The sequence below is a fragment of the Streptomyces sp. NPDC058051 genome (genome assembly GCF_042885475.1).
Taxonomy (GTDB): Bacteria; Actinomycetota; Actinomycetes; order Streptomycetales; family Streptomycetaceae; genus Streptomyces.
The window spans coordinates 71,527-94,531 of sequence record NZ_JBHVRW010000031.1 but is presented as its reverse complement, the minus strand read 5'-3'; the positions used below and the strand labels follow the sequence as shown (position 1 = coordinate 94,531).

19 protein-coding genes, 2 pseudogenes and 1 riboswitch are annotated in these 23,005 nt (G+C 70.8%); of the genes and pseudogenes, 11 read left to right on the top strand and 10 right to left on the bottom strand.

Going from position 1 to position 23,005, the window contains the following annotated elements:
- The 5 genes and pseudogenes from ACFVUT_RS33120 to ACFVUT_RS33100 form a co-directional block, all read left to right on the top strand.
- Positions 1 to 149, top strand: a pseudogene (locus tag ACFVUT_RS33120) (4-hydroxy-3-methylbut-2-en-1-yl diphosphate synthase); the annotation flags it as partial.
- 26 nt (positions 150 to 175) lie between these two features.
- Positions 176 to 2,077, top strand: coding sequence for a 1-deoxy-D-xylulose-5-phosphate synthase (gene dxs / locus ACFVUT_RS33115; RefSeq protein WP_389657715.1), 1,902 nt, complete (start codon positions 176 to 178; stop codon positions 2,075 to 2,077).
- Positions 2,074 to 3,471 (top strand): aspartate aminotransferase family protein, encoded by a 1,398-nt coding sequence (locus tag ACFVUT_RS33110; protein ID WP_389657718.1) that lies wholly within the window; start codon positions 2,074 to 2,076, stop codon positions 3,469 to 3,471. The genes dxs and ACFVUT_RS33110 overlap by 4 nt, the downstream gene beginning before the upstream one ends.
- Positions 3,472 to 3,551: 80 nt before the next feature.
- Positions 3,552 to 4,160 carry a helix-turn-helix domain-containing protein gene (locus ACFVUT_RS33105; RefSeq protein ID WP_389657721.1) on the top strand — a complete coding sequence of 203 codons (609 nt, stop codon included), beginning with the start codon at positions 3,552 to 3,554 and terminating at the stop codon, positions 4,158 to 4,160.
- Positions 4,161 to 4,193: 33 nt separating this feature from the next.
- Positions 4,194 to 4,361: a DUF6126 family protein gene (locus ACFVUT_RS33100; RefSeq protein WP_389657724.1), complete on the top strand. Its 168-nt coding sequence runs from the start codon at positions 4,194 to 4,196 to the stop codon at positions 4,359 to 4,361.
- A gap of 17 nt (positions 4,362 to 4,378) precedes the next feature.
- Here ACFVUT_RS33100 and ACFVUT_RS33095 read toward each other — a convergent pair whose 3' ends face one another.
- Positions 4,379 to 5,191, bottom strand: a complete 813-nt coding sequence (locus ACFVUT_RS33095; protein WP_389657727.1) for a tyrosine-protein phosphatase — start codon at positions 5,189 to 5,191, stop codon at positions 4,379 to 4,381.
- A gap of 185 nt (positions 5,192 to 5,376) precedes the next feature.
- Here ACFVUT_RS33095 and ACFVUT_RS33090 point away from each other — a divergent pair, with 185 nt between their 5' ends.
- Positions 5,377 to 7,515 carry an alpha-galactosidase gene (locus ACFVUT_RS33090; RefSeq protein ID WP_389657924.1) on the top strand — a complete coding sequence of 713 codons (2,139 nt, stop codon included), beginning with the start codon at positions 5,377 to 5,379 and terminating at the stop codon, positions 7,513 to 7,515.
- Positions 7,516 to 7,812: 297 nt separating this feature from the next.
- Positions 7,813 to 7,969, top strand: a riboswitch (cyclic di-AMP (ydaO/yuaA leader).
- A 5-nt stretch (positions 7,970 to 7,974) separates the two neighbouring features.
- Positions 7,975 to 8,328 (top strand): annotated as a pseudogene (locus tag ACFVUT_RS33085) (LysM peptidoglycan-binding domain-containing protein); the annotation flags it as partial.
- Here ACFVUT_RS33085 and ACFVUT_RS33080 read toward each other — a convergent pair.
- The gene (locus ACFVUT_RS33080; RefSeq protein ID WP_389671100.1) at positions 8,217 to 8,471 is read right to left on the bottom strand and encodes a pentapeptide repeat-containing protein; all 255 of its coding nucleotides are present in this window, start codon (positions 8,469 to 8,471) and stop codon (positions 8,217 to 8,219) included. The pseudogene ACFVUT_RS33085 and the gene ACFVUT_RS33080 overlap by 112 nt on opposite strands.
- A 127-nt stretch (positions 8,472 to 8,598) precedes the next feature.
- Between ACFVUT_RS33080 and ACFVUT_RS33075 the strand changes: the two genes are divergently transcribed.
- Both ACFVUT_RS33075 and ACFVUT_RS33070 read left to right on the top strand, forming a co-directional pair.
- The gene (locus tag ACFVUT_RS33075) at positions 8,599 to 8,916 is read left to right on the top strand and encodes a M23 family metallopeptidase (RefSeq protein ID WP_389671098.1); all 318 of its coding nucleotides are present in this window, start codon (positions 8,599 to 8,601) and stop codon (positions 8,914 to 8,916) included.
- A gap of 205 nt (positions 8,917 to 9,121) precedes the next feature.
- The gene (locus ACFVUT_RS33070) at positions 9,122 to 9,967 is read left to right on the top strand and encodes an SGNH/GDSL hydrolase family protein (protein WP_389657730.1); all 846 of its coding nucleotides are present in this window, start codon (positions 9,122 to 9,124) and stop codon (positions 9,965 to 9,967) included.
- A gap of 78 nt (positions 9,968 to 10,045) precedes the next feature.
- Here the strand turns inward: ACFVUT_RS33070 and ACFVUT_RS33065 are convergent, their stop codons facing one another.
- Genes ACFVUT_RS33065 through ACFVUT_RS33040 form a run of 6 tightly spaced genes read right to left on the bottom strand, consistent with a single transcriptional unit; the run spans position 10,046 to position 16,216 of the window.
- Positions 10,046 to 10,924 carry an STM4011 family radical SAM protein gene (locus tag ACFVUT_RS33065; protein WP_389657733.1) on the bottom strand — a complete coding sequence of 293 codons (879 nt, stop codon included), beginning with the start codon at positions 10,922 to 10,924 and terminating at the stop codon, positions 10,046 to 10,048.
- Between the two features lie 8 nt (positions 10,925 to 10,932).
- A complete protein-coding gene (locus tag ACFVUT_RS33060) occupies positions 10,933 to 12,297 on the bottom strand; it encodes an STM4012 family radical SAM protein (RefSeq protein ID WP_389657736.1) in 1,365 nt (454 codons plus the stop codon).
- A complete protein-coding gene (locus ACFVUT_RS33055) occupies positions 12,294 to 13,109 on the bottom strand; it encodes an STM4013/SEN3800 family hydrolase (protein WP_389657930.1) in 816 nt (271 codons plus the stop codon). Before ACFVUT_RS33055 ends, ACFVUT_RS33060 begins: the two co-directional genes overlap by 4 nt.
- Positions 13,110 to 13,146: 37 nt before the next feature.
- Positions 13,147 to 14,301, bottom strand: a complete 1,155-nt coding sequence (locus tag ACFVUT_RS33050; protein ID WP_389657739.1) for an STM4014 family protein — start codon at positions 14,299 to 14,301, stop codon at positions 13,147 to 13,149.
- On the bottom strand, positions 14,282 to 15,253 hold the full coding sequence (locus tag ACFVUT_RS33045) for an STM4015 family protein (protein WP_389657741.1): 972 nt from the start codon (positions 15,251 to 15,253) through the stop codon (positions 14,282 to 14,284). Before ACFVUT_RS33045 ends, ACFVUT_RS33050 begins: the two co-directional genes overlap by 20 nt.
- 6 nt (positions 15,254 to 15,259) lie before the next feature.
- Positions 15,260 to 16,216 (bottom strand): STM4015 family protein, encoded by a 957-nt coding sequence (locus tag ACFVUT_RS33040; protein WP_389657744.1) that lies wholly within the window; start codon positions 16,214 to 16,216, stop codon positions 15,260 to 15,262.
- Positions 16,217 to 16,558: 342 nt separating this feature from the next.
- Here ACFVUT_RS33040 and ACFVUT_RS33035 point away from each other — a divergent pair, with 342 nt between their 5' ends.
- Together ACFVUT_RS33035 and ACFVUT_RS33030 are read left to right on the top strand one after the other, a co-directional pair.
- Positions 16,559 to 16,885, top strand: coding sequence for a hypothetical protein (locus ACFVUT_RS33035; protein WP_389657747.1), 327 nt, complete (start codon positions 16,559 to 16,561; stop codon positions 16,883 to 16,885).
- A gap of 252 nt (positions 16,886 to 17,137) precedes the next feature.
- The gene (locus ACFVUT_RS33030; RefSeq protein ID WP_389657750.1) at positions 17,138 to 18,139 is read left to right on the top strand and encodes a DUF6745 domain-containing protein; all 1,002 of its coding nucleotides are present in this window, start codon (positions 17,138 to 17,140) and stop codon (positions 18,137 to 18,139) included.
- Between the two features lie 194 nt (positions 18,140 to 18,333).
- On the opposite strand, the gene ACFVUT_RS33025 is transcribed toward ACFVUT_RS33030, so the two are convergent.
- A complete protein-coding gene (locus tag ACFVUT_RS33025) occupies positions 18,334 to 18,924 on the bottom strand; it encodes a TetR/AcrR family transcriptional regulator (RefSeq protein WP_389657933.1) in 591 nt (196 codons plus the stop codon).
- Positions 18,925 to 19,048: 124 nt separating this feature from the next.
- Complete coding sequence (locus ACFVUT_RS33020; protein ID WP_389657753.1) at positions 19,049 to 22,774, bottom strand: S8 family serine peptidase; 3,726 nt, start codon at positions 22,772 to 22,774, stop codon at positions 19,049 to 19,051.
- Positions 22,775 to 23,005 lie beyond the last annotated feature (231 nt).

The following is a 23,005-nucleotide window of genomic DNA, read 5'->3' as shown; positions in this document are numbered from 1 at the left end:
AGGGGCAGATCTTCGTGAAGGGCGAGGTCATCAAGACGGTGCCCGAGTCGCAGATCGTCGAGACGCTGATCGAGGAAGCCATGAAGATCGCCGAGGGCATGGACGGCGTGGGGACACCGTCGGGGGTTCCCACCGTCACCGTGAGCTGAAACAGAACCAGAGAGGGGGCCCGAGCGTGACGATTCTGGAGAGCATCCGGGGGCCGCACGATCTCAAGGCGCTGAGCGGAGCACAACTCGACGAACTCGCCGAGGACATCAGACAGTTCCTCGTCAGGGCGGTGGCGAGGACCGGCGGTCATCTCGGGCCCAACCTGGGAGTGGTGGAGCTCTCCATCGCCCTGCACCGGGCCTTCGACTCGCCCGTGGACCGCATCCTGTGGGACACCGGACACCAGAGCTATGTGCACAAGCTGCTCACCGGGCGGCAGGACTTCTCCAAGCTGCGCGGCAAAGGGGGGCTGTCCGGATATCCCTCCCGCGAGGAGTCCGAGCACGACGTCATCGAGAACTCGCACGCCTCGACCGTCCTCGGCTGGGCCGACGGCCTGGCCAAGGCGCACCAGGTGCTGGGGCGCGACGACCACGTCGTGGCCGTCATCGGTGACGGGGCACTCACCGGCGGGATGGCCTGGGAGGCGCTGAACAACATCGCGGCCGCGAAGGACCGGCCGCTGATCATCCTGGTGAACGACAACGAGCGCTCCTACGGGCCGACGATCGGCGGCCTCGCCGACCATCTCGCCACCCTCCGCACCACCGACGGGTACGAACGCTTTCTCTCCTGGGGCAAGAGCGTGCTCCAGCAGACGCCGGTCATCGGACAGCCGCTGTACGAGTCCCTGCACGGCGCCAAGAAGGGGTTCAAGGACGCCTTCGCCCCTCAGGGCCTGTTCGAGGACCTCGGACTCAAGTACGTCGGGCCGATCGACGGTCACGACATCGGTGCGGTCGAATCCGCCCTGCACCGGGCGAAGCGCTTCCACGGACCGGTGCTGGTGCACTGCCTCACCGAGAAGGGCCGCGGCTACCCGCCCGCGCTGAGCGACGAGGCCGACCGCTTCCACACCGTGGCCGCGATGGATCCGCTGACCTGTGCACCCCTCGTACCGGCCGAACGGCCCTCCTGGACCTCGGTGTTCGGGGACGAGATCGCCGCGATCGGTGCGGAGCGGCCGGACGTCGTGGCCCTCACGGCGGCGATGCTGCACCCCGTCGGACTGACGAAGTTCGCCGAGGCGTTCCCCGACCGGGTCTGGGACGTCGGGATCGCCGAGCAGCACGCGGCGGTCTCCGCGGCGGGGCTCGCCACCGGCGGACTGCACCCGGTCGTCGCCGTCTACGCCACCTTCCTCAACCGGGCCTTCGACCAGGTGCTGATGGACGTCGCGCTGCACAAGTGCGGGGTGACCTTCGTGCTCGACCGGGCCGGGGTCACCGGACCCGACGGGCCCTCTCACAACGGCATGTGGGACATGTCCATGCTCCAGGTCGTCCCCGGGCTGCGGATCGCAGCCCCGCGCGACGCCGACGAACTGCGTGCCGAACTCCGCGAGGCGATGGACATCGACGACGCCCCCACCGTCATCCGGTTTCCCAAGGAGTCGGTGGGGGAGCCGGTCCCGGCCGTCGGCCGGATCGGCGGAATGGACGTCCTGCACCGTGCGGACGACCCCGATGTGCTGCTCGTGGCCGTCGGTGTGCTCGCCCCCGTCTGCCTGGGCGCGGCCGACCTGCTGGCGGGCGCCGGCATCCGGTGCACCGTCGTCGACCCGCGCTGGGTCAAGCCGGTCGACGACGAGTTGCCCCCGCTCGCCCAGCGGCACCGGCTGGTCGCCGTCGTCGAGGACAACAGCCGGACAGGGGGCGTGGGTTCGGCGGTCGGGCAGGCCCTGCGGGATGCGGGTGTCGACGTACCGCTGAGGACGTTCGGCATCCCCGAGCAGTTCCTCGCCCACGGCAAACGCGCCGAGGTGCTGGCCGACCTCGGGCTCACACCGGTCGAGATCGCCGGACGGATCAGCGCCGCGCTGGCCACCAGGGAAGCAGCGGGAAGGACCGAGGGGAGCGGGGCATGAAGGAAGACGGGCCCAAGGCCTTCGATCTGGCGCGGCTCCTCGCGGAGCGCGGCGCCGAGCGCTACGAACTGCACACCAGACACCTCAACCACCAGCTGCCCCGCATGCTGCACACCATCGGATTCGACAAGGTCTACGAACGGGCCGAAGGCGCGCACTTCTGGGACGCGGACGGCAACGACTACCTCGACATGCTCGCCGGATTCGGCGTGATGGGTCTCGGCCGGCACCACCCCGTCGTCCGCAAGGCCCTGCACGACGTCCTGGACGCGTCGCTCGCCGATCTCACCCGCTTCGACTGCCAGCCGCTGCCCGGGCTGCTGGCCGAGAAGCTGCTCACGCACAGCCCGCACCTGGACCGGGTCTTCTTCGGCAACAGCGGTACCGAGGCCGTCGAGACCGCCCTGAAGTTCGCCCGGTACGCCACCGGACGGCCCAGGATCCTGTACTGCACCCACGCCTTCCACGGGCTGACGACCGGCTCGCTCTCGGTCAACGGGGAGAGCGGCTTCCGGGACGGCTTCGCACCGCTGCTGCCGGACACCGCCATCGAGCTCGGTGATCTTGACGCGCTGCGCCGTGAGCTGAAGCGTGGTGACGTGGCCGCCCTGGTCGTCGAGCCCATCCAGGGCAAGGGCGTCCACGCCGCGCCGCCGGGCTTCCTGCGGGACGCCCAGGAGCTGCTGCACCAGCACAAGGCGCTGCTCATCGCCGACGAGGTGCAGACCGGCCTCGGCAGGACCGGCGACTTCTACGCGTACCAGCACGAGGACGGGGTCGAACCCGATCTGGTCTGTGTCGCCAAGGCGCTGTCCGGCGGCTATGTGCCGGTCGGGGCGACCCTCGGCAAGGACTGGATCTTCAGGCGCGTCTACTCGTCGATGGACCGGGTCCTGGTCCACTCGGCGAGCTTCGGCTCCAACGCCCAGGCGATGGCGGCCGGACTCGCCGTCCTCTCGGTGATGGAGGACGAGGAGATCGTCGCGGGCGCGCGGCGCACCGGCGATCTGCTGCGCGAACGGCTGGCCGCGCTGGTCGGCCGCTACGAGCTGCTGCACCAGGTGCGCGGCCGCGGGCTGATGATCGGCATCGAATTCGGCCGGCCGTCGTCACTGAGGCTGCGCAGCCGCTGGACCATGCTGCAGGCGGCCCGCAAGGGCCTCTTCGCGCAGATGGTCGTGGTTCCCCTGCTCCAGAAGCACCGGATTCTCACCCAGGTCTCGGGCGATCACCTGGAAGTGATCAAGCTGATTCCGCCGCTGGTGATCGACGAATCGGATGTCGACCGGTTCGTCACGGCGTTCACCGCGGTGATGGACGACGCACACAGCGGCGGCGGGCTGATGTGGGACTTCGGCAGGACCCTGGTGAAGCAGGCCGTCGCGAACCGCTGACCCCGAAGAGCCGGAACAAACCTCTTTGCCTGGGAGGCAAGAAATTTGCCTCCCAGGAAAGATGCTGGCCCAATGGGTACATGAACACTCCTGACGGAGGGGCGTCCGAGGAGCTGCCCGGAGTCGCGCCGCGCCTGCGCGATCTGCGCCGCAGCCGCGGTCTCACCCTGGAGAGCGCCGCGCAGCGGGCGGGGCTCTCGCCGGCCCATCTCTCCCGGCTCGAAACGGGCCGTCGGCAGCCTTCGCTGCCGATGCTTCTCGGTCTTGCCAGGATCTACGGTACGTCGGTCTCCGAACTGCTCGGCGAGGCGCCCCCGGAACGTGAGGCGATCATCCGCGGCGGGAGGTTCGAGGGAGCCGAGGCCGACGGCTGGATGTATCAGCGGGCCGGCGGTTCGGGCCGGGCCATGCAGGCGCTCCGTGTGCGGGTGCCGTACGGCGCACAGGGCGACCTCGTGCGCGTCCACCCCGGCGAGGAGTGGCTGCACGTGCTCGTCGGGCACCTCCGGGTCACGCTCGGGGACACCGTGCATGATCTGGCTCCCGGCGACAGCGCCCACTTCGACTCGCTCACCCCGCACCGGATCGCGGCCGTCGACCGCGGCGGTGCCGAGCTGCTCTTCGTCCACACCCTGCTCCAGAGCCCCGCCGCCGAACTGTGTCTCGGCAGCGGCACCCACCGTCGCTGAGACCGGACCGTCCGGCCTCCAGAGAGGACCGTCATGTCTGATTCGGAGAACTTCGACCCGCTGGGATCCAGCAAGAACTACGAAGCCCAGGAGCAGAAGTTTCCGCGCGGCGTGGTGATCCGGCTGTTCGCCTACCTCGTCGCCGGACACGTCTTCGCGGCCTTCCTCTACCTGCTGTTCGCGGTGGCCGGCAAGGGCTGACCGCCGCCGGACAGGCCCTACGCCTCGTCGAGGAGGCGCTCGCGCAGCCGCCCACGGGTCTCGGGGGTGAGCCCCAGGCCCTCGGAGAAGTAGCGGTCCGGGGAGCCCCAGGTCTCCTCGATGGCGGCGAAGGCCGCGGCCAGGTAGGCGGCGTGGGCACCGAAGAGCGGATTGAGCAGCTCCATCACCTCGGCCGACATGCCGGTCGGCGAGGTGTCGCTGCGGTGCACCTTGTAGCGGCGGTGGGCGTCGTTCGACTTCAGGTAGTCGGCCTCGATGGCCTCGCGCTCGACACCGACGGCGAGCAGCGACACCGCGATCGTCAGACCGGCCCGGTCCTTCCCCGCCGCGCAGTGCATCAGCGCGGGAACGCTGTCCTCGGCCAGGGCGTGCAGTACGCGGCTGTGCTCGGCGGTACGGTCCCGGATGATCGTGCGGTACGAGGCGATCATCCGGTTCATACCCTTGCCGTCGGCCAGGATCGTGCGCAGCTGGTCGAGGTCGCCGTCGCGGACCATGCGCCAGAACTGCGCGCCGTCGGCGGGGTCGGAGAGCGGGATGCTCACATTCCGCACGCCCGGCAGCTCCACGTCCAGGCCGTCGAGCCGGTGGTCGGCCGCGTTGCGGAAGTCGAAGACCGTGTGCAGGCCGAGACCGCTCAGGAAGGCGGCGTCCTCGGCGGTGGCGTGCGCGAGGTGGCCGCTGCGGAAGAGCCGCCCGTATCGGACTCGCCGGCCGTCGACGGTGGGCAGGCCCCCGACGTCGCGGAAGTTGCGGACGCCCGCCAGTTCGGGTTCCGCCGACGGGATCTGCGGCAACTGCTGCGTCACAGTCTCTCCTGGAGTGTCTGGCGCCGGCGCGGCTCGCCGACAGGGCCACGTCCGCGACGATACGACATTGTTTCGTCAGGCAATCATCTCGGTCTTTGCTTGTCGACAGTTCCGTGAGCCCCGCTGTTCCCGAGGTGAATCAGCCCGGCGATTTCCTCGCACGGTCATTGCTCGCACCCGTGGCGATGGTCGATGATGTGCGGAACTGTTGGAATGTGGGGGTTGTCGTGATCGAGACGGGCGACGCGGGCCGGATCTGGCTGCTCACCGGGGCCGGCAGCAGCTACGGACTGCGGCTCACCGAGCGGGACGAGCTGATCCATCTGCACTGGGGGCCGCGGATCTCCCTCGCCGCGCTGGAGGCCCTGGCCGCAGCGCCGGAGCCGCCCTTCAGAGGCTTCGAGTCGCAGCTCGACGGTCGCGAGGAGTACCCCGTGGAGGGCGGTCCCCGATTCGTCCGCCCCGCCCTCTCGGTACGCACCGCGCAGGTCCGCGGCACCGAGTGGGCCTTCGCCGACGCCGAGGTGGACGGGGAGGAGCTCCGTATCGGCTTCACCGACTCCGTGCACCGGCTCGCCCTGACCCTTCATTACCGGATGCGGGACGACTCCGATGTGATCGAGCGCTGGGCCACCGTCGCCCACGCCGGGCCCGACGGTCCGCCGCTGGAGCTGCTCCGCGCCGACGCGGCCGCCTGGTCGCTGCCCGCCCGCGACGGCTGGCGGCTGAGCCGCCTGCACGGGCGCTGGGCGGCGGAGTCGCAGCTCGCGCGGGCGGAGCTGACGTATGGCGAGAGCGTCATCTCCAGCAGGCGCGGCCACACCGGCCACCAGTACCTTCCGTGGGTCGCACTCGACGCCGACGGCACGGCGACCGAGGAGAGCGGCGAGGTCTACGGCTGCGCGCTGGGCTGGTCCGGCTCGTGGCGGATCTCCGTGCAGCAGCTCCCCGACGGGCTCGTCCAGATCACCGGCGGGGCCGGCTACGACGAATCGGGGCTGCTGCTGCTCGCACCCGGGGAGTCCTACACCACACCCGTCTTCGCCGGTCTGTGGAGCGCGGAGGGGTTCGGCGGGGCGAGCCGGGCCTGGCACGCCTGGCAGTTGGCCCATGTCGTCCCGGACGCGCAGCGCCTGCGCCCGGTGCTCTACAACTCCTGGGAGGCGACCGGCTTCGACATCTCGCAGGCACAGCAGCGGGCCCTCGCCGTGCGCGCCGCCGCGATGGGCGTCGAACTGTTCGTCGTGGACGACGCGTGGTTCGGGCAGCGCACCAGCGACCGGGCCGGGCTCGGCGACTGGACGCCGAATCCGGACCGCTTTCCCGATGGACTGAAGCCGCTCGCCGACGAAGTGCGCGGACTCGGTATGCAGTTCGGTATCTGGGTCGAGCCGGAAATGGTCAACGCCGACAGTGATCTCTATCGCGCGCACCCCGACTGGGTACAGCACTTTCCCGGGCGGACGCGGACCGAGTTCCGCAATCAACTGGTGCTCAATCTGGCCCGCCACGATGTGCGGGAATACCTGTGGGAACAACTGGACGCACTGCTCACCAGTGCGCCGATCGACTATGTGAAATGGGACTTCAACCGCTGCTTCACCGACGCGGGCTGGCCGGGGGAGGAGTACCAGCAGAAGCTCTGGATCGAGCATGTGGACGCCCTCTACGCGCTGATCGACCGGCTCAGGGCCGCGCATCCCTCGGTCGCCTTCGAGTCCTGCTCGGGCGGTGGCGGACGGATCGATCTGGGGATTCTGTCCCGTACGGACCAGGTGTGGACGTCCGACAACACCGACCCGCTCGACCGGCTCGCCATCCAGGAGGGCTTCGGTCAGATCCATCCGGCCCGCGTGATGGCCGCCTGGGTCACCGACAGCCCGAACGAACAGCTCAACGGCAGGGCCAGCTCACTGCGGTTCCGATTCGTGAGTGCGATGGCCGGTGTGCTGGGGATCGGCGGGGATCTTACCGAGTGGAGCGAGGAGGGGCTCGCCGAGGCGCGGACCTGGGTGGATCTCTACAAGGAGATCCGGCCGGTGGTGCAGCACGGCGCGCTGTACCGGCTGCGGGCCCCGCGCGGCGGACTCAGTGCGGTCCAGTACGTACACGAGGACGTGACCGTGGTCCTGATGTGGCTGGAGGCGCAGAGGTACGGGGAACGGCCGCCGGCGCTGCGGCTGCGCGGACTCGATCCCGCGGCGACGTACACCTGTGTGGACACGGGGGAGGTGCATCACGGTGCGGTGCTGTTGCATCAGGGACTGCACACCGGCCTCCGGGGGGATCTCGACGCGAGGGTGCTGAGGCTCCGGCGCGGGTGAAGGGTGTGACATGTCCGTAATGGGTGCATTTATTTGAATACGCCCTAGTTGTACGGGAGATGGTCCCCCTGTCGTGAGCGGGATCATATCCGTGACGGTGTGTACTGGCGGGCCGGTTGGGTATTCCGTGCGCGGCGCGGAATTCCAAGATCCTTAATCCACGGAGTGTGACCGTAATTCCGTGCCGATCTCCGTGCGCGGAATGCCGGGAAGGGAGCGATGGCTTGTTCTCGCCGTCCCGACTCGCTTACGGTCGCCATCAATCCGGTCGGACCGCCTAATCCTGCCGCCGCCCGGAATTCGCACCCACCGATCGTGTGGCAGGAGCGGGGGAACCAGGTAGGCCGCCGTCCGGAGACGAATCCGGACGGCTAGGGGTGAAGCCGCGCACAGCGCGGCCGGGCATCTCCAGCCCGAACCCGACAGCTCACCTCGCAGGCGCCGGAGAGGAAGCACGTCATGCCCATATCGGGTAAGCACCGTCGTACGAAGACCAGCACCATCGCCCGCGGTGTCGCCGCCGCGAGCACAGGTGGCGCCGTCATCGCCCTGCCGCTGCTCGGTGCCACCGGTGCCCACGCCGCGGAGCAGGCCGCCCCGGCCGCCGCCTCGCAGTCGGCCTCCGTCGCGCACGCCACCCCGGCCAAGCCGGTCGCACAGAAGCAGGACGCCACCGTGACGTACACGGTGGTCTCCGGCGACTACCTGGCGAAGATCGCCGACGAGCACGGGGTCGAGGGCGGCTGGCAGAAGCTGTACCAGGACAACCGCGACGTCGTCGGCGAGAACCCCGGCCTGATCTTCCCGGGCCTGAAGCTGACGCTCGGCGCCAAGGCGTCGGACCAGTCCGCGTCCACAGGTGCCGCGTCGGCCGCGGAGAAGTCCGCCCCGGCGAAGTCGGCCCCCGCCGAGTCCGCCCCGGCGAAGTCGGCCCCGGCGAAGGAGTCGACGGCCACCGAGTCCAAGGCTTCCGCCCCGGCCGCCCAGAGCACCGGCTCGGGCTACAGCCACCCGGTTCCCGGCAACCACACCACCAATTACCGCGCCTCCGGCTCCAACTGGTCCAGCGGCAGCCACACCGGCATCGACTTCCCCGTCTTCACCGGAACCAGTGTGAAGGCCGTCACCTCCGGCACCGTCGTCACCGCGGGCTGGGGCGGCGCGTACGGCAACCAGGTCGTCATCAAGCACGCCGACGGCCGCTACTCGCAGTACGGCCACCTGTCCTCGGTCTCCGTCTCCGTGGGCCAGAGCGTGAGCAACGGTCAGCAGCTCGGCCTTTCCGGTGCCACCGGCAACGCCACCGGACCGCACCTGCACTTCGAGGTGCGTACGGGCCCGGCGTACGGCTCGGACATCGACCCGATCGCCTACCTGGCTTCGCACGGCATCTACGTCTGAGCCGAACGGACGGGCAACTGAGCCGGCGAGCGGTCTGGGCCGGAGAGTGATCTGAGCAACACGGAAAGGGGCGGTGCGCGGCGGCGCACCGCCCCTTCTACTTATTCCCCTTTTACTAAAAACTGACCAGGTGGTCTATCTCACCACCCGTCAACCCCATATTACGGTCGCGTAGGTCACATTCGTCGGTGCAGGATAAGCCTTTGTGGCAGACGATTCGAGAAAAAACCAACGTGGCGTCATCTACCGACAGAGCGTCATCGAGTCGTACGCGGCGATTGGCGACAGCTTCACCGAAGGAGTCGGTGATCCCGGCCCGGACGGAACATTCGTAGGCTGGGCGGACCGGTTCGCGGTACTTCTCGCGGACCAGCTCCCGGCCCCCGACGCCGGGGCGAGCACCGAAGGCTCCGCCCACGGGAACTTCAGGTACGCCAATCTCGCCGTACGCGGACGCCTCCTCGACCAGATCGTCGAGGAGCAGGTGCCGCGCGCCAAGGAGCTCGCACCCGACCTGGTGAGCTTCTGCGCGGGCGGCAACGACATCATCAGGCCCGGTACCGACCCCGACGACGTGGCCGAGCGTTTCGAGCGGGCGGTGGCCGAGCTGACCGAGTCGGTCGGCACCGTGATGGTCACCACCGGCTTCGACACCCGGGGCGTTCCCGTGCTGCGGCATCTGCGCGGAAAGATCGCCACCTACACCGCCCATGTGCGGTCCATCGCCGACCGCTACGACTGCCCGGTCCTCGACCTGTGGTCGCTGCGGTCCGTCCAGGACAGGCGCGCCTGGGACGACGACCGGCTCCACCTGTCGCCCGAGGGGCACACCAGGGTCGCGCTGCGCGCCGCCCAGGTCCTCGGCGTCGACGCGCCGGCCGACCCGGACCAGGAATGGCCCCCGCAGGCCCAGCGCGGCACCCTCGAAGTGCGGCGCGACGACATCCACTGGGCGCGCGAGTACCTGGTCCCGTGGATCGGCCGGCGGCTGCGCGGCGAGTCCTCCGGCGACCATGTCGAGGCGAAGCGGCCGGATCTCCTGCCGCTGTAGTGCCCGCACCGTGGCCGGCCCGCCGGACGGGATCCGGCGGCGCCGGCCCTCGTTCGCCGGACGGGCCGAGGCTTCAGCTCAGGCCCGTCCGGCGAGGGCCGACGACGGATGCGCCGGTATTCGTTCCAGCACACCGCCCGCGAAGACGTCGTACAGCGGCAGCGTCTCCAGATGCACATAGCCGATGTGGCAGTCGCAGACGGCCAGCGGACAGGCGCGTGGGCCGAGGGAGCGCCGGTAGCTCCCGTCGTAGAGGTTGCCGAGTTCCGCCGGGACGAAATGGCAGCGCCGCACCGTGCCGTCGCCGTCCACCGAGATGACCGACTCGCCTGTCCTGCAGGGCAGCCCGGCCGACCGGTGCGGATGCCGGCTGTACGGAAAGAGCGGATCGAGGGCCGTCCAGCGATCCGCCTCCTCGTCCGTGTAGGCGTGGCCCTCCGCGGCGTTCACCCAGAGATAGACCTCGTCCGGCAGGGCGGCGCGCAGCCGCCGCGCCTCGTCGAGGTGCTCGTCGAGACCGACGACGCCGACGCTGTGGCGGATGCCCAGCGCGGACAGCTCCCGGCACTTGGTCAGGAACCGCTCGTACGGCGTCTGGCCCGGGTGGTACGTGCACCAGAGCGCGATCTTCTCGCGGCCCGCGTCTCCCGCCTCGGCCAGCCACCCCGTGCGGGTGCTGAGGTTGGTCTGGATCGCGACCCGGCCGATGTGCGGCAGCTGCGCCAGCTCGACCAGCGCGCGTCGGTACCAGGACCGGACCAGACCCTCGCCCCACGGGGTGAACAGGACCGAGAGCCGATCGTCCGTCTGCGCCGCGGCCCAGGCGGTGAACCGCTCCAGTGCGGCGCGGTCGGCACGCAGCTGTTCCCGGCTGTCGCGCCGCTTGGCGAACGGGCAGTACGGGCAGTCGTAGTCGCAGGACGCGAGCGGACCGCGGTAGAGGATGGTCAGGTCCATGGGCGCGCTCATTTCAGTTCGTACGCGGCCATGGCGGCCCGCACGCCGGGGGAGAAGAGTTCGGGGCCCAGGGCGTCGGAGTGGGCCAGGCCCTCGGGGGAGAGCCGCAGCGGGCCGGACGCTCCGGCCGCCGCGTCGAGCCAGCCGCGCGCCTCGAACCGGGCCAGTTCGACGGGGAAGTCGTCGGCCGGTGAGGTGCCGAACCGCTCCTGGTACGCGGCCGGCGGCAGCCCCTCGGCCTGGAGGACCGACTGCAGGAGGTGGCGGCGGCGGGCCTCGTCGCCGTCGACGTACCGGCCGACCTCGGCGCGCGAGAAGTCGTCGGTCGCGGTGTAGGTGTCGATGATCGTCCGCACCTCCCGCATCTCGACCGCGTAGTCGAAGGAGTAGTGCAGCTTCGAGGTGTAGGAACGGGCACCGCACCCCAGGCCGATCATTCCGTCGGTCTGACAGGCGTAGTCGTCGGGGCCGTCCGTCCGAGGGGCGTCGGCGCGGCGGAACATCCGCATGGACACCTGCTCGTAGCCGCGGGCCAGGAGATGGTCACGGCCCGCGCGGTACAGCCGCAGCCGCTGCTCGTCCCAGGCGGCGTCCGAGGCTGCCCCGCCGTCGGCGCCGAGCCGCCCGAGACCGGTCAGCGGGCGGACGTACAACGGGTAGAGATACAGCTCTTCCGGCTGCCAGCCGAGTGCCGCGTCCAGCGAGGTGCGCCAGCTGTCCTCGGTCTGCCCGTCGATGCCGTAGATCAGGTCGATGTTCAGGATCGGGATGCGGGCGTCCCGTATCCGGTCCAACGCCGCCTCCACCTCGGCACGGCGCTGCGGCCGCACCGCGGCACGTGCCTCGGCTTCGACGAAACTCTGCACACCGATGCTGATCCTCGTCGTGCCGCGGTCGGCGAGGACGGCCAGCCGGTCGGCTGTCGCGGTCGACGGAGACGTCTCCACCGACAGGGGTACGGACCGCAGATCGGCGCCCATCCGCTTCTCCGCGATGTCGCAGAGCCGCTCCAGCTCCGGCGCGGTCAGGAACGTGGGAGTGCCCCCGCCGAACGCCGCCGCGGCGAAACGGACCGGTTCGGCGTCTCCCAGCGCGTCGCGGACGGCGGTGGCCTGCCGGTCGAGTGCGTCGAGGTACCGGGTCGTCAGCTCGTCCGGAGCGCCGATCCGGGTGAAGAGATTGCAGAAACCGCAGCGGACCTCGCAGAACGGTATGTGCAGGTAGAGCGAGAGGGCGTCCTTGCGCTCGGCCGCCCACAGCTCACGCAACGCCGGCCGGTCGGCCAGGGGGCGATAGGCGGTCTTGTGCGGATAGGCGTAGACGTAGCTCTGGTACGGGCGGATGGTGTCAGCGGCGGTCGTCGTGCGGCTCATGGTGCGGTGGCCCCCGGTTCCAGGAAGAAGTGCGCGTACGGAACGGTCCAGACGGACTCGTGACCGAGCCGGTGGCCGGTGTAGCCGCCGTCCCCGTACGCCGTTCCGTGATCCGAGCAGACGATGGCGAAGCAGCGGCGGCGGCTGCTCGCGGCGGCGAAGAGCCGGCCGATGTGGGCGTCGACGTACTCCAGGGCGGCGGCGTGGGTGGCGCGGGAATCGCCCGCCTCGCGCGTGGCCCCCGGCTGGTGGAACCAGTTGGGCTGGTGCAGCGCGGCCACATTGACGAAGAGGAACAGCCGCTGCTCCGCGGGGAGTGCGGCGACGACCTGCTCGGCGCGGGCCACCTGCGCCTCGAAGGAGGTGGGCGACGCGACGCCGAACTCCGGTTCCCAGTGACTGTCCTGGAACAGGCCGGGCAGTACGGAGCCGAGCGGCCCCTGCCGGTTGAAGAAGCCGACGCCGCCGATGCAGACCGTGCGATAGCCCGCGGCGGCGAGGCCGGTGGGCAGATCGGGGGTGTCGAAGACGAAGGTGCCCGACGCGGTGGACTCACTGCCCGCGAAACGCGCCGCGAACAGCCGGGGATGCGGCCCCGGGCTCACCGGTGTCGGCAGGAATCCGGCGAAGATCGCCTGGTGGGAGGCGTAGGTGAAGCTGCCGGGCGCATGCCGCTTCTCCCAGGCACCACCCGGCAGATGACGTGCCAGATGCGGGATGCGTCCCGCCGCGGCGAGCTCCGCCGCCACGTCGTGGCGCAGGGTGTCGAGGGTGATGAGCAGGAGGTCGTGACTGCCCACGATCTCGCTCATGTCGGGGTTCTGGACGTCCGCGAGGGCGGGCGCGCGGTCAGGGAGTGGGGGTTGCACGGTGGTTCCTTGTTCTGTTCATCACGGCGGCGACCTGTGCCGCGTAGGTGTCGAGGCCCTCGGCGCCGCTGCCGGGAAGGCCGGTGAGGCGCGGCAGCAGATCTCCGAAGGCGTTGACCTCGCCGACGGCGAAGCGCCGCCAACCGGTCGCAGGCAGCAGATCGACGCCCACGCACAGCGTGCCCGGGAAACAGTCGGCGGCCCGTTCGCACAGGGCCAGGACCTCGGCCCAGCTGCCGCCCGCGGTCTCGACGGCCGCACGGGCGTCGTCGAGACGTCCGCGGGCCCCGCCGAGGTGAAGATTGGTCATGGGTGAGTGGCTGGTGCGCACGACGGCATGGGTGGCCCGGCCGGCCACCACCACGACCCGCAGATCCGCCACCCTGCCGTGCTGGGACGCCTTGGGCAGCCAGCGCTCGATGTGCAGGCCGTCCGGCGCGAGGGCGTCGACGATCGCCGCGACTTCCCGCTCCGTCGTGCAGCGGCGCACGCGCAGCGAGTTGAAGAGCCGGCCGGCCGTGTCGCGCTCCACCGATGTGGTCGCCCTGACCCGGCCGGGCCCGGCCGTCTCCACGGCCAGGACCCCCGAGGCGGATGAGCCGTGCGCGAGCTTCACGAAGGCCCGGGGCATGCGATGGGCCGCCATGCGTGCGCGCACGTCCGCCCAGTCGCGTACTGCGGGCGCCGAGGCACCCGACGTCGGCGACGCGGGCACAGGAACCCCGGCGCCGTCCAGCACGGCGTGGCAGAGCCGCTTGTCGAACAGCACGGCGACCTCACCGGGGTCGTCGAGCAGAGCGGCCCCGGCGGCGCCCGCCGCCCGCGCCACGGCCCGTACGGCCGAGGTGAACCGGGCGTACCAGAGGGCGGTGCCCTCGACCCGCGTCGGATCGTCGACCGCCCGCAGCAGCCGTTCCACCTCGGCGTCCTCACCCGGCGAGTCCATCCGTACGGTCTCGCCCGGCCGGAATTCGGCCTCGCCGCGCAGGACGTCCAGCCAGGACACGACCCGCGCGGCCGGCAGCCCGGCGGCGCGCACGGCGTCCTGGAAGAGCGTGACCCGGCGGTTGCCGGGCACACCCACGACGACGAAGCGCGGCGCCGGGCCCGTCGTGCTATTCGCTGACGGCGACATAACGGAAGTCGTCCTCTTCCGGATCCCAGTCCTCGGCGTCGTGGATCTCGCCGTTCACCCGGTCGGCACCGAGCAGGTCTTTGAGGCGGGTCACCAAGGGGTCGCTGATGTAGTGGTGGTGCAGGTCCAGGAGGGAGAGATGGGTGAGCGGCTGGCCCGAGAGCAGAGCCTGGGCCCCTTCGTCGCCCAGTGTTCCCATCGCGAGGGAGAGCGACTCCAGCTGGGCGACGACGGGGGCCGAGGCGACGGCGGCCGCGATCTCGTCCTGGATCTCGCTGTTCTGCAGCCCGAGACGGCGCAGGGCGGGGAACGTCGCGCCGGACAGCAGCGGCGCGAGGTCCTCGACCGTCGTGTTCCCGCCGTACTCGTCGACACCGAGCCAGAGTTCGAGATGCTCCAGCGCGGGCAGCTCCGACGCTCCGATCGCCCGTACGATGCCGGCCGGCAGGCCGCCCGACTCGATACGCAGCGACGTGAGCGCCCGGTGCCGCACCGGCTTGAGGTCGAGCGCCTCGTCGTCGTCCGGCGGTGCGCCGGATCCGCGTACCGTCAACTCCTCCAGGTGCCCGAACGCCTCGATCACCGGGGTGATGTCGCACATGGGGAGCCACGACAACTCGCACTCCTCACCGATGACATCGGCGAGGAAGAGGGCCCGAAGGGCTGGGAGGCGTTCCGCGTGACGGGCCAGCAACTCGACGACGGGAGCGACCGATTCGTACTCGTCCTCCCACCAGGGGCCGATCAGCAGGGCTCGGACCCGGGACGTGTCGACCGTGTCGAGGAAGTGCTGCCACAGCGTGGCGAACGTCAGATCGTCCTGCCAGGCGCTCTCCAGCCGCCACGCGACCGCATCGGCGGCCGGGAGCGGGTCGGTGCGCGACCGACCCGGTCCCGGCAGGGTCAGGACCGGGAGGCCGTGAAAGATTTCGGGGTGTTCGATGTCAGTCATCGCGTGTCACTCCGCCACCGCGGTGTAGCGGCCTTCGACACCGCGATCGCCCCAGGGTTCGTTGCGCTCCGACACGTCGACCCGCACACCGTGGGTTTCCAGCTCCTGGGTGATCCGGCGCTCCATCGGCCCGGTCATGAAGTGGTGGTGAAGATCGAGCCGTTCGAGGTGGGTGAGCGGCTGGCCGTCCAGCAGCGCTGCCGCGCCCTCGTCGCCCAGTGTGCCGTTCGACAGGTCGAGCACCCGCAACTGGGCGACGACCGGTGCACTCGCGACAACCGTCGCGATCTCGTTCTGCACCTCGCTGTTGCGCAGGCCGAGGTGGTGGAGGAGGGGGAAGCGCGTGCCGGAGAGCAGTGGCGCCAGGTCCGTCACATCGGCGTCGCCCCCGTAGGAGGAGACGCCGAGCCAGAGATCGAGCCGCTCCAGCGCGGGCAGTTCGCTGTCCAGAATGCCGCGGATCACACCGACCGGCAGGCCGCCGGTCTCGATGGTCAGCGAACGCAGTCGTTCGTGCTTCGTGGGGGAGAACACCAGGCCCGTGCCGCCGCGCACGCCCAGCTCCAACAGGCCGGGGAACGCGCTGAGCAGCGCGGTCACGTCCGACTGCTCGATCCAGGAGATCTCGTTCTCCTCCTGGGTGATGTCACCGACGAAGACGGCTTCCAAGGAGGTCAGCCGGTCGGCCGCGGCGACGATCAGATCGATCGGGTAGGACGACTTCTCCTCGTACGACTCGCCCCACTGGCCGACGATCAGAGCCCGGACACCAGCCGGATCGACCCTGGTGAGGAACGCCTGGAACGCCTCCTCCCAGGTCATCTCGGATTCGTCGTCATACGGATCGACCGAGATGCGCCAGGCCGCCGCATCGGCGGCCTGCACCGGCACTTCTTCCGTCGCGTGCTGGAAGTCGACAGCGGGAAGGCCGAGCAACTCGTGCAGATGGTCCACACCGGACATGACCCTGTGCTCCTGGTACTGGGGAACGGCTGATGTCCGCAAGGTCTATCAAGCGCCACTGACAACGGCGCGACCGGGGACCGCTCGGGGATCGTCCGGGACGTGTCCGGGAGGCGTCCGCCGGCGCCGGGGCGGCCGGTCGGCAGGGCGACGGGCGTGGGCAGGCTCTCGCCCAGGACGACGACGGGCCTGGTCAAGCCCTCGCCGGGACGGCGACGGGCGTGGTCGGGCTCCCCGGCCCACGGCCGGCGGCGCCCGGCTGCGCGGGACGATGTCAGACCCTGCCCGTAGCGTTTTCCTCGTGGCCGGCACAGCGGGTGCTGCCACGGAGGGGAGAAGTCTGTGTACCGGCAGGGCGATGTACTGATCATGTCGTTGGAGGAGTCGGCGGTGCCCGCGCACCTGGTGGACGCGCCGGGTGAACCGAGGGACGGACGGGGGCGGATGATCCTCGCCCTGGGCGAAGTCACAGGCCACGCCCATGCGGTTCAGGGACCGGGCCGCCTGATGCGCGAGGCGGGTGCCTTCGGACCGATGCTGCTCCATCTTCCCGAGGGCGGGCGGGTGGTGCACGAGGAGCACGCGACGATTCCGCTGTCGAAGGGCTGGTACCGCGTGGTCCGCCAGCGGGAGTACGCACCGGGCGCGATACGCATCGTCGCGGACTGACGCGCCGGCCCGCCCGGGCGACAGCGGACCGGAGAAGTGGATCCGAGAAGTGGATCCGAGAAGTGGATCCGAGCTCCGAAGCGCTGTGGCTCACCGGAGCGGGCGACAGGGAACACCGCACGACGCACCACACCGCACGACGCACCACACCGCATGATGCGGAACACCGCACGGCGCGGAACTCCGCACAGGGCGGGACACCGCACGGCGCGGGACACCGATCGACACAGAATCAGGGGACGGGGAAGACCGATGCAGTACGTGGACTCATGGCGGGCCGTTGCGGCGGCGACGGGCGCGGCGGATCGGGCCGCTGCCGAGGACGGGCTGCGGCTCGCCTACCGCAGCGCGGGACTTGCCGAGCCGGAGCGGATCGTCTGGGTCGACTCGCCCAGGGCCGCCGTGGAGGCCGTGGAGAAGCTCGTCGACGCCGGACGTTCGGTGCGCGACGAGGTGAGGACCCGGCCCTGGGCGCAGGAGCGGCGCCGGATGTACGACGAGCTGGGCCCTGCCGGGTGGTCCGCCCTGTGGTCCGCCACCGGCGCACAGCTCTGGGAGACCACGGCGGCGCTCGCCGAGCGGATCAGGGCCGGCGTCGTCGCGGACCTCGCGGAGCGCCCGGAGGACGAGTCCGATGTCCGGCTGGTCCTGCTCGACGCGGTGCTGGGCCAGCACGATGCGGCCTGGCTCGCCGCGTTCGACGGCCGGGGCGACCGGTTGGCAGGGCTGGCCGAGGTCGCCGGGCAAGCGGGCTGGTGGTGGCCCTACGAGCGGGTCGTGGTGATCAGTGAGCGACCCGAGGCACTCCACCGCGACGAGGCGGGCCGGCTCGACCGTGGAGACGGCCCGGCGCTCGCCTACCGCGACGGCTTCGCGCTCTACGCCTGGCGGGGCATGCCCGTGCCCGCCGACTTCCTCGCGGAGCTGAGCTCACTGACCCCCCAACGAATACGTGAGGAGGAGAACGCGGAACTGCGCCGCGTCATGCTGGAGTTCTACGGCTACGACCGCTACCTCTCCGAGTCGGGCGCCGAGCCCGTCCATCAGGACGAGACGGGCATCCTCTGGCGGATCGCGCTGGACGGCGACGAGGACGTGGCGATGGTCGAGGTGGTCAACTCGACCCCGGAGCCGGACGGTACCCATCGCACCTACTGGCTCCGGGTGCCGCCCAGCACGAGGACCGCGAAGGACGGTGTGGCCTGGACCTTCGGACTCCAGGGCGAGGCGTACGCGCCCCTGCGTCAGACCTGACCGCCGTCACCGCGGCGGACCGCCCGTCAGTTCCCGGCGTACCGCCCTTCAGTTCCCGGCACCGAGGTACAGGCCGATCCGGTCGCATGCCTGTACCACCGGGGCCGGGGGACCGACGGCGAACGGCGCGGTGTCCACCGTCCGCACCGCCGCACGGCCGGTGCCTCGGTACGAACGGACCGGCGGGCGGAGATTCAGGCCGTCAGCTCCGCGCGGTCGATGCCGAGTTCGCGGGCGAGGGCCTCGTCGGTCCAGGCCAGCATCGTGGCCCGGGAGAGCGGACCGGCGTACGACGTCATCTGCACGGCCAGACCGTCCAACAGGGCGGTCAGCCGCCAGGCCACGGACATCGGGTCGTCGCAGCGGAACTCACCGGCGGCCGCGCCCTCGTCGATGACCTCGGCCAGCTCCGCCTTCCACTGCTGGTCGAGATCAGCGGCCACATTGCGCAGTGCCGGATCGCGCAGCGAGGCCGCCCAGCCCTCGATCCACAGTCGCCAGCCCTTGGCCTGGCCCGTCGGCGCGTACCAGCGGACGGCGGCGCGCAGCCGCCGTACCGCGCTGGTGCGGCGGCTCAGCAACGTGCGCAGATGCGCGAGGTCGGCCTCGGCGGCATGGGCGAAGGCGGCCGCGACCAGCTTCTCCTTGGTCGAGAAGTGGTAGAGCACAAGCGCGTTGCTCACACCGAGCACAGCGGCCACGTCGGCGATCCGTACCGCCGCCACCCCCCGCACCTCGATCTGTTCGACGGCGGCGCGCAGGAGTTCCTCACGCCGTTCCGCCACGCTCAACCGCACTCTCGCCACGGCGTCACCCTAACGAATATGCACGGCCCGGGCAGGCAGGGGGCGGAGCCGCGCACGACCCCGCCCCTTGTTCATCCGACGTACGCGGCGCCGGCCGGCTCCGTCAGCACCATATGTCGGCGCAACCGGAGTTGTACGCGTCGATCAGAGTCTCCGTCAGCGAAGCACCCGTGGTGTCCGTGACGGTGGACCTCAGGTCGACCTTGGCGGTGCCGAGGGCCGGAACGGTGACCTTCCAGCGGCCGTCGGCCCCGCGGGCCGCCGCGGCCTGCTTCCAGTCGGTGCCGTCCGTCGCGTACCAGACCTTCAGCGAGGCGAGGGGAACCGCCTTCTGGCTGCCCTGGGCAAAGAGGCCGACGGTGTAGTCGAGCGGCTTCTCCGGGTCGGCGGCATTCTCGCCGGTGAGCGGCATCCGGTAGTCGAGGTCCAGCAGCCTGGCTGGTGCGGCCGACTTCTCGTGTCCGGAGCGCAGCCGCCACTCGCTGGTCACTTCGGTCCCGAGCATCCAGGTCACCGGATCCGGCGACGTCCGCGTGGCGTCGACGGTCAGCCGGTACCAGCCGTCCTTGCGCGGCAGGTCGAACGTGGCGCGTCCCGGTGCGTCATTGCGCGCCAGTACCTTGCCGCTGTCGTCCGCCAGAACCGTGCTCCCGCTGTCCGCGCCCGGCGCCGTCTCGGCCCGGTGCCCGGCCGCGTCGGAGAACACCGGGAGCGCCACCTTCAGCTTGTCGCCCTCCCTGACGACCTGGGCGGTACCGGCCCGGCTGCCGAGTGCCGGGTTGAAGGGGGCGGACATCCAGTCGTCGCTGTACGCGCCGTCCCTGCGGTACACGGTGGGCCCGCTGACCAGGGTGCCCAGCGGGTAGACCCCGTCGCTGACGTCGTACTGGTAGTGGAAGGTCGCCGTCGTCCACGCCACGTCCGGGGAGAAGTACAGCGTCTGCTCCGACGGCGGGCGGTACCGGGTGAGCTGCTGATAGAGGGTCAGCCCGTGCCAGGTGGTCCAGGCGTACATGCCCTTGGGGTCGGACGGGTAGCCATGGGTGCGCTCCGTCGTCCGCACCGCGGCCAGCTCGGACCGCCGGTCGAACCAGTCGGCTCCGGCCGGAACGCGGCCGTCGACCGAGTGGTGCAGGTAGTAGGCGTCCGCTCCGGTGCTGACGCCGTCGAGCGTCAGGGTCAGCGGCCCCTCGGCCAGCCGGTCCCGCAGTGCCGGAACGCTGGCCTGGTCCAGCCGGAGCACCGGCGTCGGCCGGTAGACGGAGAGCCCGTAGCCGACGTACATGATGGCAGCCGCGCCGGCGTCGGTCAGCTTCTGGTAGAGCGCGTTGTTGAAGGCGGTCTGGCTGGTCGCCGGAGTCCACAGCACGATCCGGCCCTTGAGGTCCATCGTCGCCGGGTCGGTGTCCGCTCCGGTTCCGATGTCGACGACCTCGCCCGTGGTGGTGCCCAGCCAGCTGTAGATGCTGTACTGCGACAGCAGCAGCTTCAGCGCGTCGGCCGAGGAGCCGGGCTCGTGCGCGTCGACCTCACGCTGCTGCCAGCTCAGCCCGCCGAAGAAGGTGAGTCCGGACAGAGCCGTTCCCGTGGTGGGCACGGCCTCGACGCGGTACTGACCGGCGGAACTCGGCGCGACCAGACCGCTGTCCACGGCGCCGGAGCCGGTGTCGACGCGCGAGGCGATCCCGGTCGCCGACTGGAGGGCGACCCGGGCGGACCCGTCGTCCACCCCGATCCGTACCGGCTTCGCTTCCTTGGTGTCGAGCGCGACGGTGGTGTCCTGGTCCACCGTCACCCGTCGGGCGAAGTGGATCGCCGTGGTGCCGACGATGGTGTTGCCCACCGTGTCGTACTCCCAGGTGTGCCCGAGCGCCCGGTAACTGCCGCGCGGCAGCGTCACCTTCTTCGGGGTGGTGCCTGTCAGCCCGATCAGTTGCGACGCGCCGGTCCTCTCGTTCTGGAGGACCACACCGGTCGAGGTGGCCTCGCTGCCTTCACGCGGCGCGGGTCCGGTCAGCGTGAGGGTGTGCGCCTCCGGATCGGCCTGGATCGAGACCGGTACGGTCGCTCGTCCGCCGCCCGCCCAGGTCGCGGTCACGGCGCCGCCGTACGTCGTGCCCGCCTCGACCTGTGAGGGTTCGAGCGTGACCTTCGAGACGGCGGAGGAACGCGCGGGCACGGTCAGCATCCGCGCGTCGAGGCGCACCGCACCGCCCGGCCCCGTGGACAGCTTCAGCCGCACCGGCTTGCCGGTGGTGTTCGTCCAGGTCAGCCCGTGGCTTTGGGGCTCGGCGCAGGCGTTGGGGCAGGCGGTGTGGGCGGCCAGCGTGGCGGGTTCGGCGACCACCGTCGTGGCGAGTGCGGCCGGCACGTCGGTGAGGCCGGAACCGGTGTCGGAGACCGTCGCGCCGTCCACCGGCGCGGCGCTGCCGATCAGCGCCGCCTTCAGCCGGGCGCCGGACCAGTCGGGGTGCCGCTGCGCCAGCAGGGCCGCGGCGCCCGCCACGTGCGGGCTCGCCATCGATGTACCCGAGAGCGATGCGTACCGCTCGGTGACGGCGGCGTCGGCCAGGGTGCCGGCGGCGCGCGCGGCGACGATGTCGCTGCCCGGGCCGGTGATCTCCGGCTTGACGGCGGGCCTGCCCTGACGCGGTCCGCGTGAGGAGAACGACGACATCTCGCCGGACTTGGTGACCGAGCCGACCGTCAGAGCGGCGTCGGCGGCACCGGGCGCGCTGATCGTTCGGTCGCCGCTGTTGCCCGCGGCGATCACGAACAGCGTGCCGTGCTCGGCGGAGAGCTTGTCGACGGCGGCGGACAACGGGTCGGTGCCGTCCGACGCCACGGTCGAGCCGAGGCTCATGTTGACGACCTCGGCGTCCTGGTCGACGGCCCACTGCATGCCCGCCAGGATCCAGGAGTCGTAGCCGTAGCCGTCGTTGTCGAGCACCTTGCCCTCGACGAGTTCCGCGTCCGGTGCGACACCCGCGTACCGGCCGCCGGAGGCGGCCCCGGAACCGGCGATGATCGACGACACATGAGTGCCGTGGCCCTGCATGTCCTGCATGCCGTCCCCGGTGAAGTCCTGCGAGGCGACGACCGCACCCTTCAGATCGGGGTGGTCCCTGTCGTAGCCGGTGTCGAGGACGGCGACTCTCGTGCCCTTGCCGGTGATCCCGGCACGATGGGCCCGGTCGGCGCCGATCTGCGGGACGGACCTGTCGAGCGTGGCCCGTACCCTGCCGTCGAGCCAGACCCTGCCGATGCCTTCCGCGCGGGCCCGTGCGGTGGTGCCGAGCTGCTTCCACACGGAGTCGGCCGACTTCTTCGGCACTCTCAGCGCGGTGGTCTCCGTGGTCGGGAAGGCGGCGGCGACCCGTGCGCCCTCCGGCGCCTGGGGGGCTCCCGAGGATGCTGCGGCACCGCCGACGAGGATGCGCAGCGAGTCCGTGTCGGCGTCCGAATAGCCCGAGGCGACCAACTCGGTCACATCGAACAGTCGCTGGTCCACCCGGCCCCGGGAGATCTCGCCGATGGCGTCGATCGGCACCGCGTACTCGTGGCCCCCGGCCCGGAAGCGGGTGAAGCCCATGCCCTCGCGCCCGTCGCCCGGCACGATCGAGCTGATCTGCAGGCCCTCCCCGTGGCCGGAATACGTCACCACATCGCCGGTCAGCAGGGTGACGGTGCTGCTTACGCCGCCTGTTCCCGGGGATGTGGACGGGGCGGCGAAGGCGGGTGGGTCGTCGGCGGCAGCCGGCAGTGTCCCACCGGCAAGGGCGGCGGCGAGCGCGGTGGCGCAGACCGCGACCCATCTGGTCCGTCTCATTCTCACCTCGTGAACTCGTGTGTTTTCAGGGGGTGGTGAGGAGAGTGTCAGGAGCATGACGTGTTTGCCCGAGTCCGGTCTGGCGGGAAGCTGCCATGGCGGCTATACGCCGTAAGGGCGGTGGTCGACGGTGACGTCCTCTGCCCGGCGTGCGGGTGGTGGCCGTCGGTGGCGGCTTCCGCCAGGCGTGCGGGTGGTGGCCGTCGGTGGCGGCCTCTGCCCGGCGTGCGG

Coding starts and splice junctions, on each gene's coding strand:
- ACFVUT_RS33110 (WP_389657718.1), top strand. CDS start 2,074: ATGAAGGAAGACGGGCCCAAGGCCTTCGATCTGGCGCGGCTCCTCGCG.
- ACFVUT_RS33105 (WP_389657721.1), top strand. CDS start 3,552: ATGAACACTCCTGACGGAGGGGCGTCCGAGGAGCTGCCCGGAGTCGCG.
- ACFVUT_RS33100 (WP_389657724.1), top strand. CDS start 4,194: ATGTCTGATTCGGAGAACTTCGACCCGCTGGGATCCAGCAAGAACTAC.
- ACFVUT_RS33090 (WP_389657924.1), top strand. CDS start 5,377: ATGGTCGATGATGTGCGGAACTGTTGGAATGTGGGGGTTGTCGTGATC.
- ACFVUT_RS33065 (WP_389657733.1), bottom strand. CDS start 10,924: ATGGACCTGACCATCCTCTACCGCGGTCCGCTCGCGTCCTGCGACTAC.
- ACFVUT_RS33060 (WP_389657736.1), bottom strand. CDS start 12,297: ATGAGCCGCACGACGACCGCCGCTGACACCATCCGCCCGTACCAGAGC.
- ACFVUT_RS33055 (WP_389657930.1), bottom strand. CDS start 13,109: ATGAGCGAGATCGTGGGCAGTCACGACCTCCTGCTCATCACCCTCGAC.
- ACFVUT_RS33050 (WP_389657739.1), bottom strand. CDS start 14,301: ATGTCGCCGTCAGCGAATAGCACGACGGGCCCGGCGCCGCGCTTCGTC.
- ACFVUT_RS33045 (WP_389657741.1), bottom strand. CDS start 15,253: ATGACTGACATCGAACACCCCGAAATCTTTCACGGCCTCCCGGTCCTG.
- ACFVUT_RS33040 (WP_389657744.1), bottom strand. CDS start 16,216: ATGTCCGGTGTGGACCATCTGCACGAGTTGCTCGGCCTTCCCGCTGTC.
- ACFVUT_RS33030 (WP_389657750.1), top strand. CDS start 17,138: ATGCAGTACGTGGACTCATGGCGGGCCGTTGCGGCGGCGACGGGCGCG.
- ACFVUT_RS33020 (WP_389657753.1), bottom strand. CDS start 22,774: ATGAGACGGACCAGATGGGTCGCGGTCTGCGCCACCGCGCTCGCCGCC.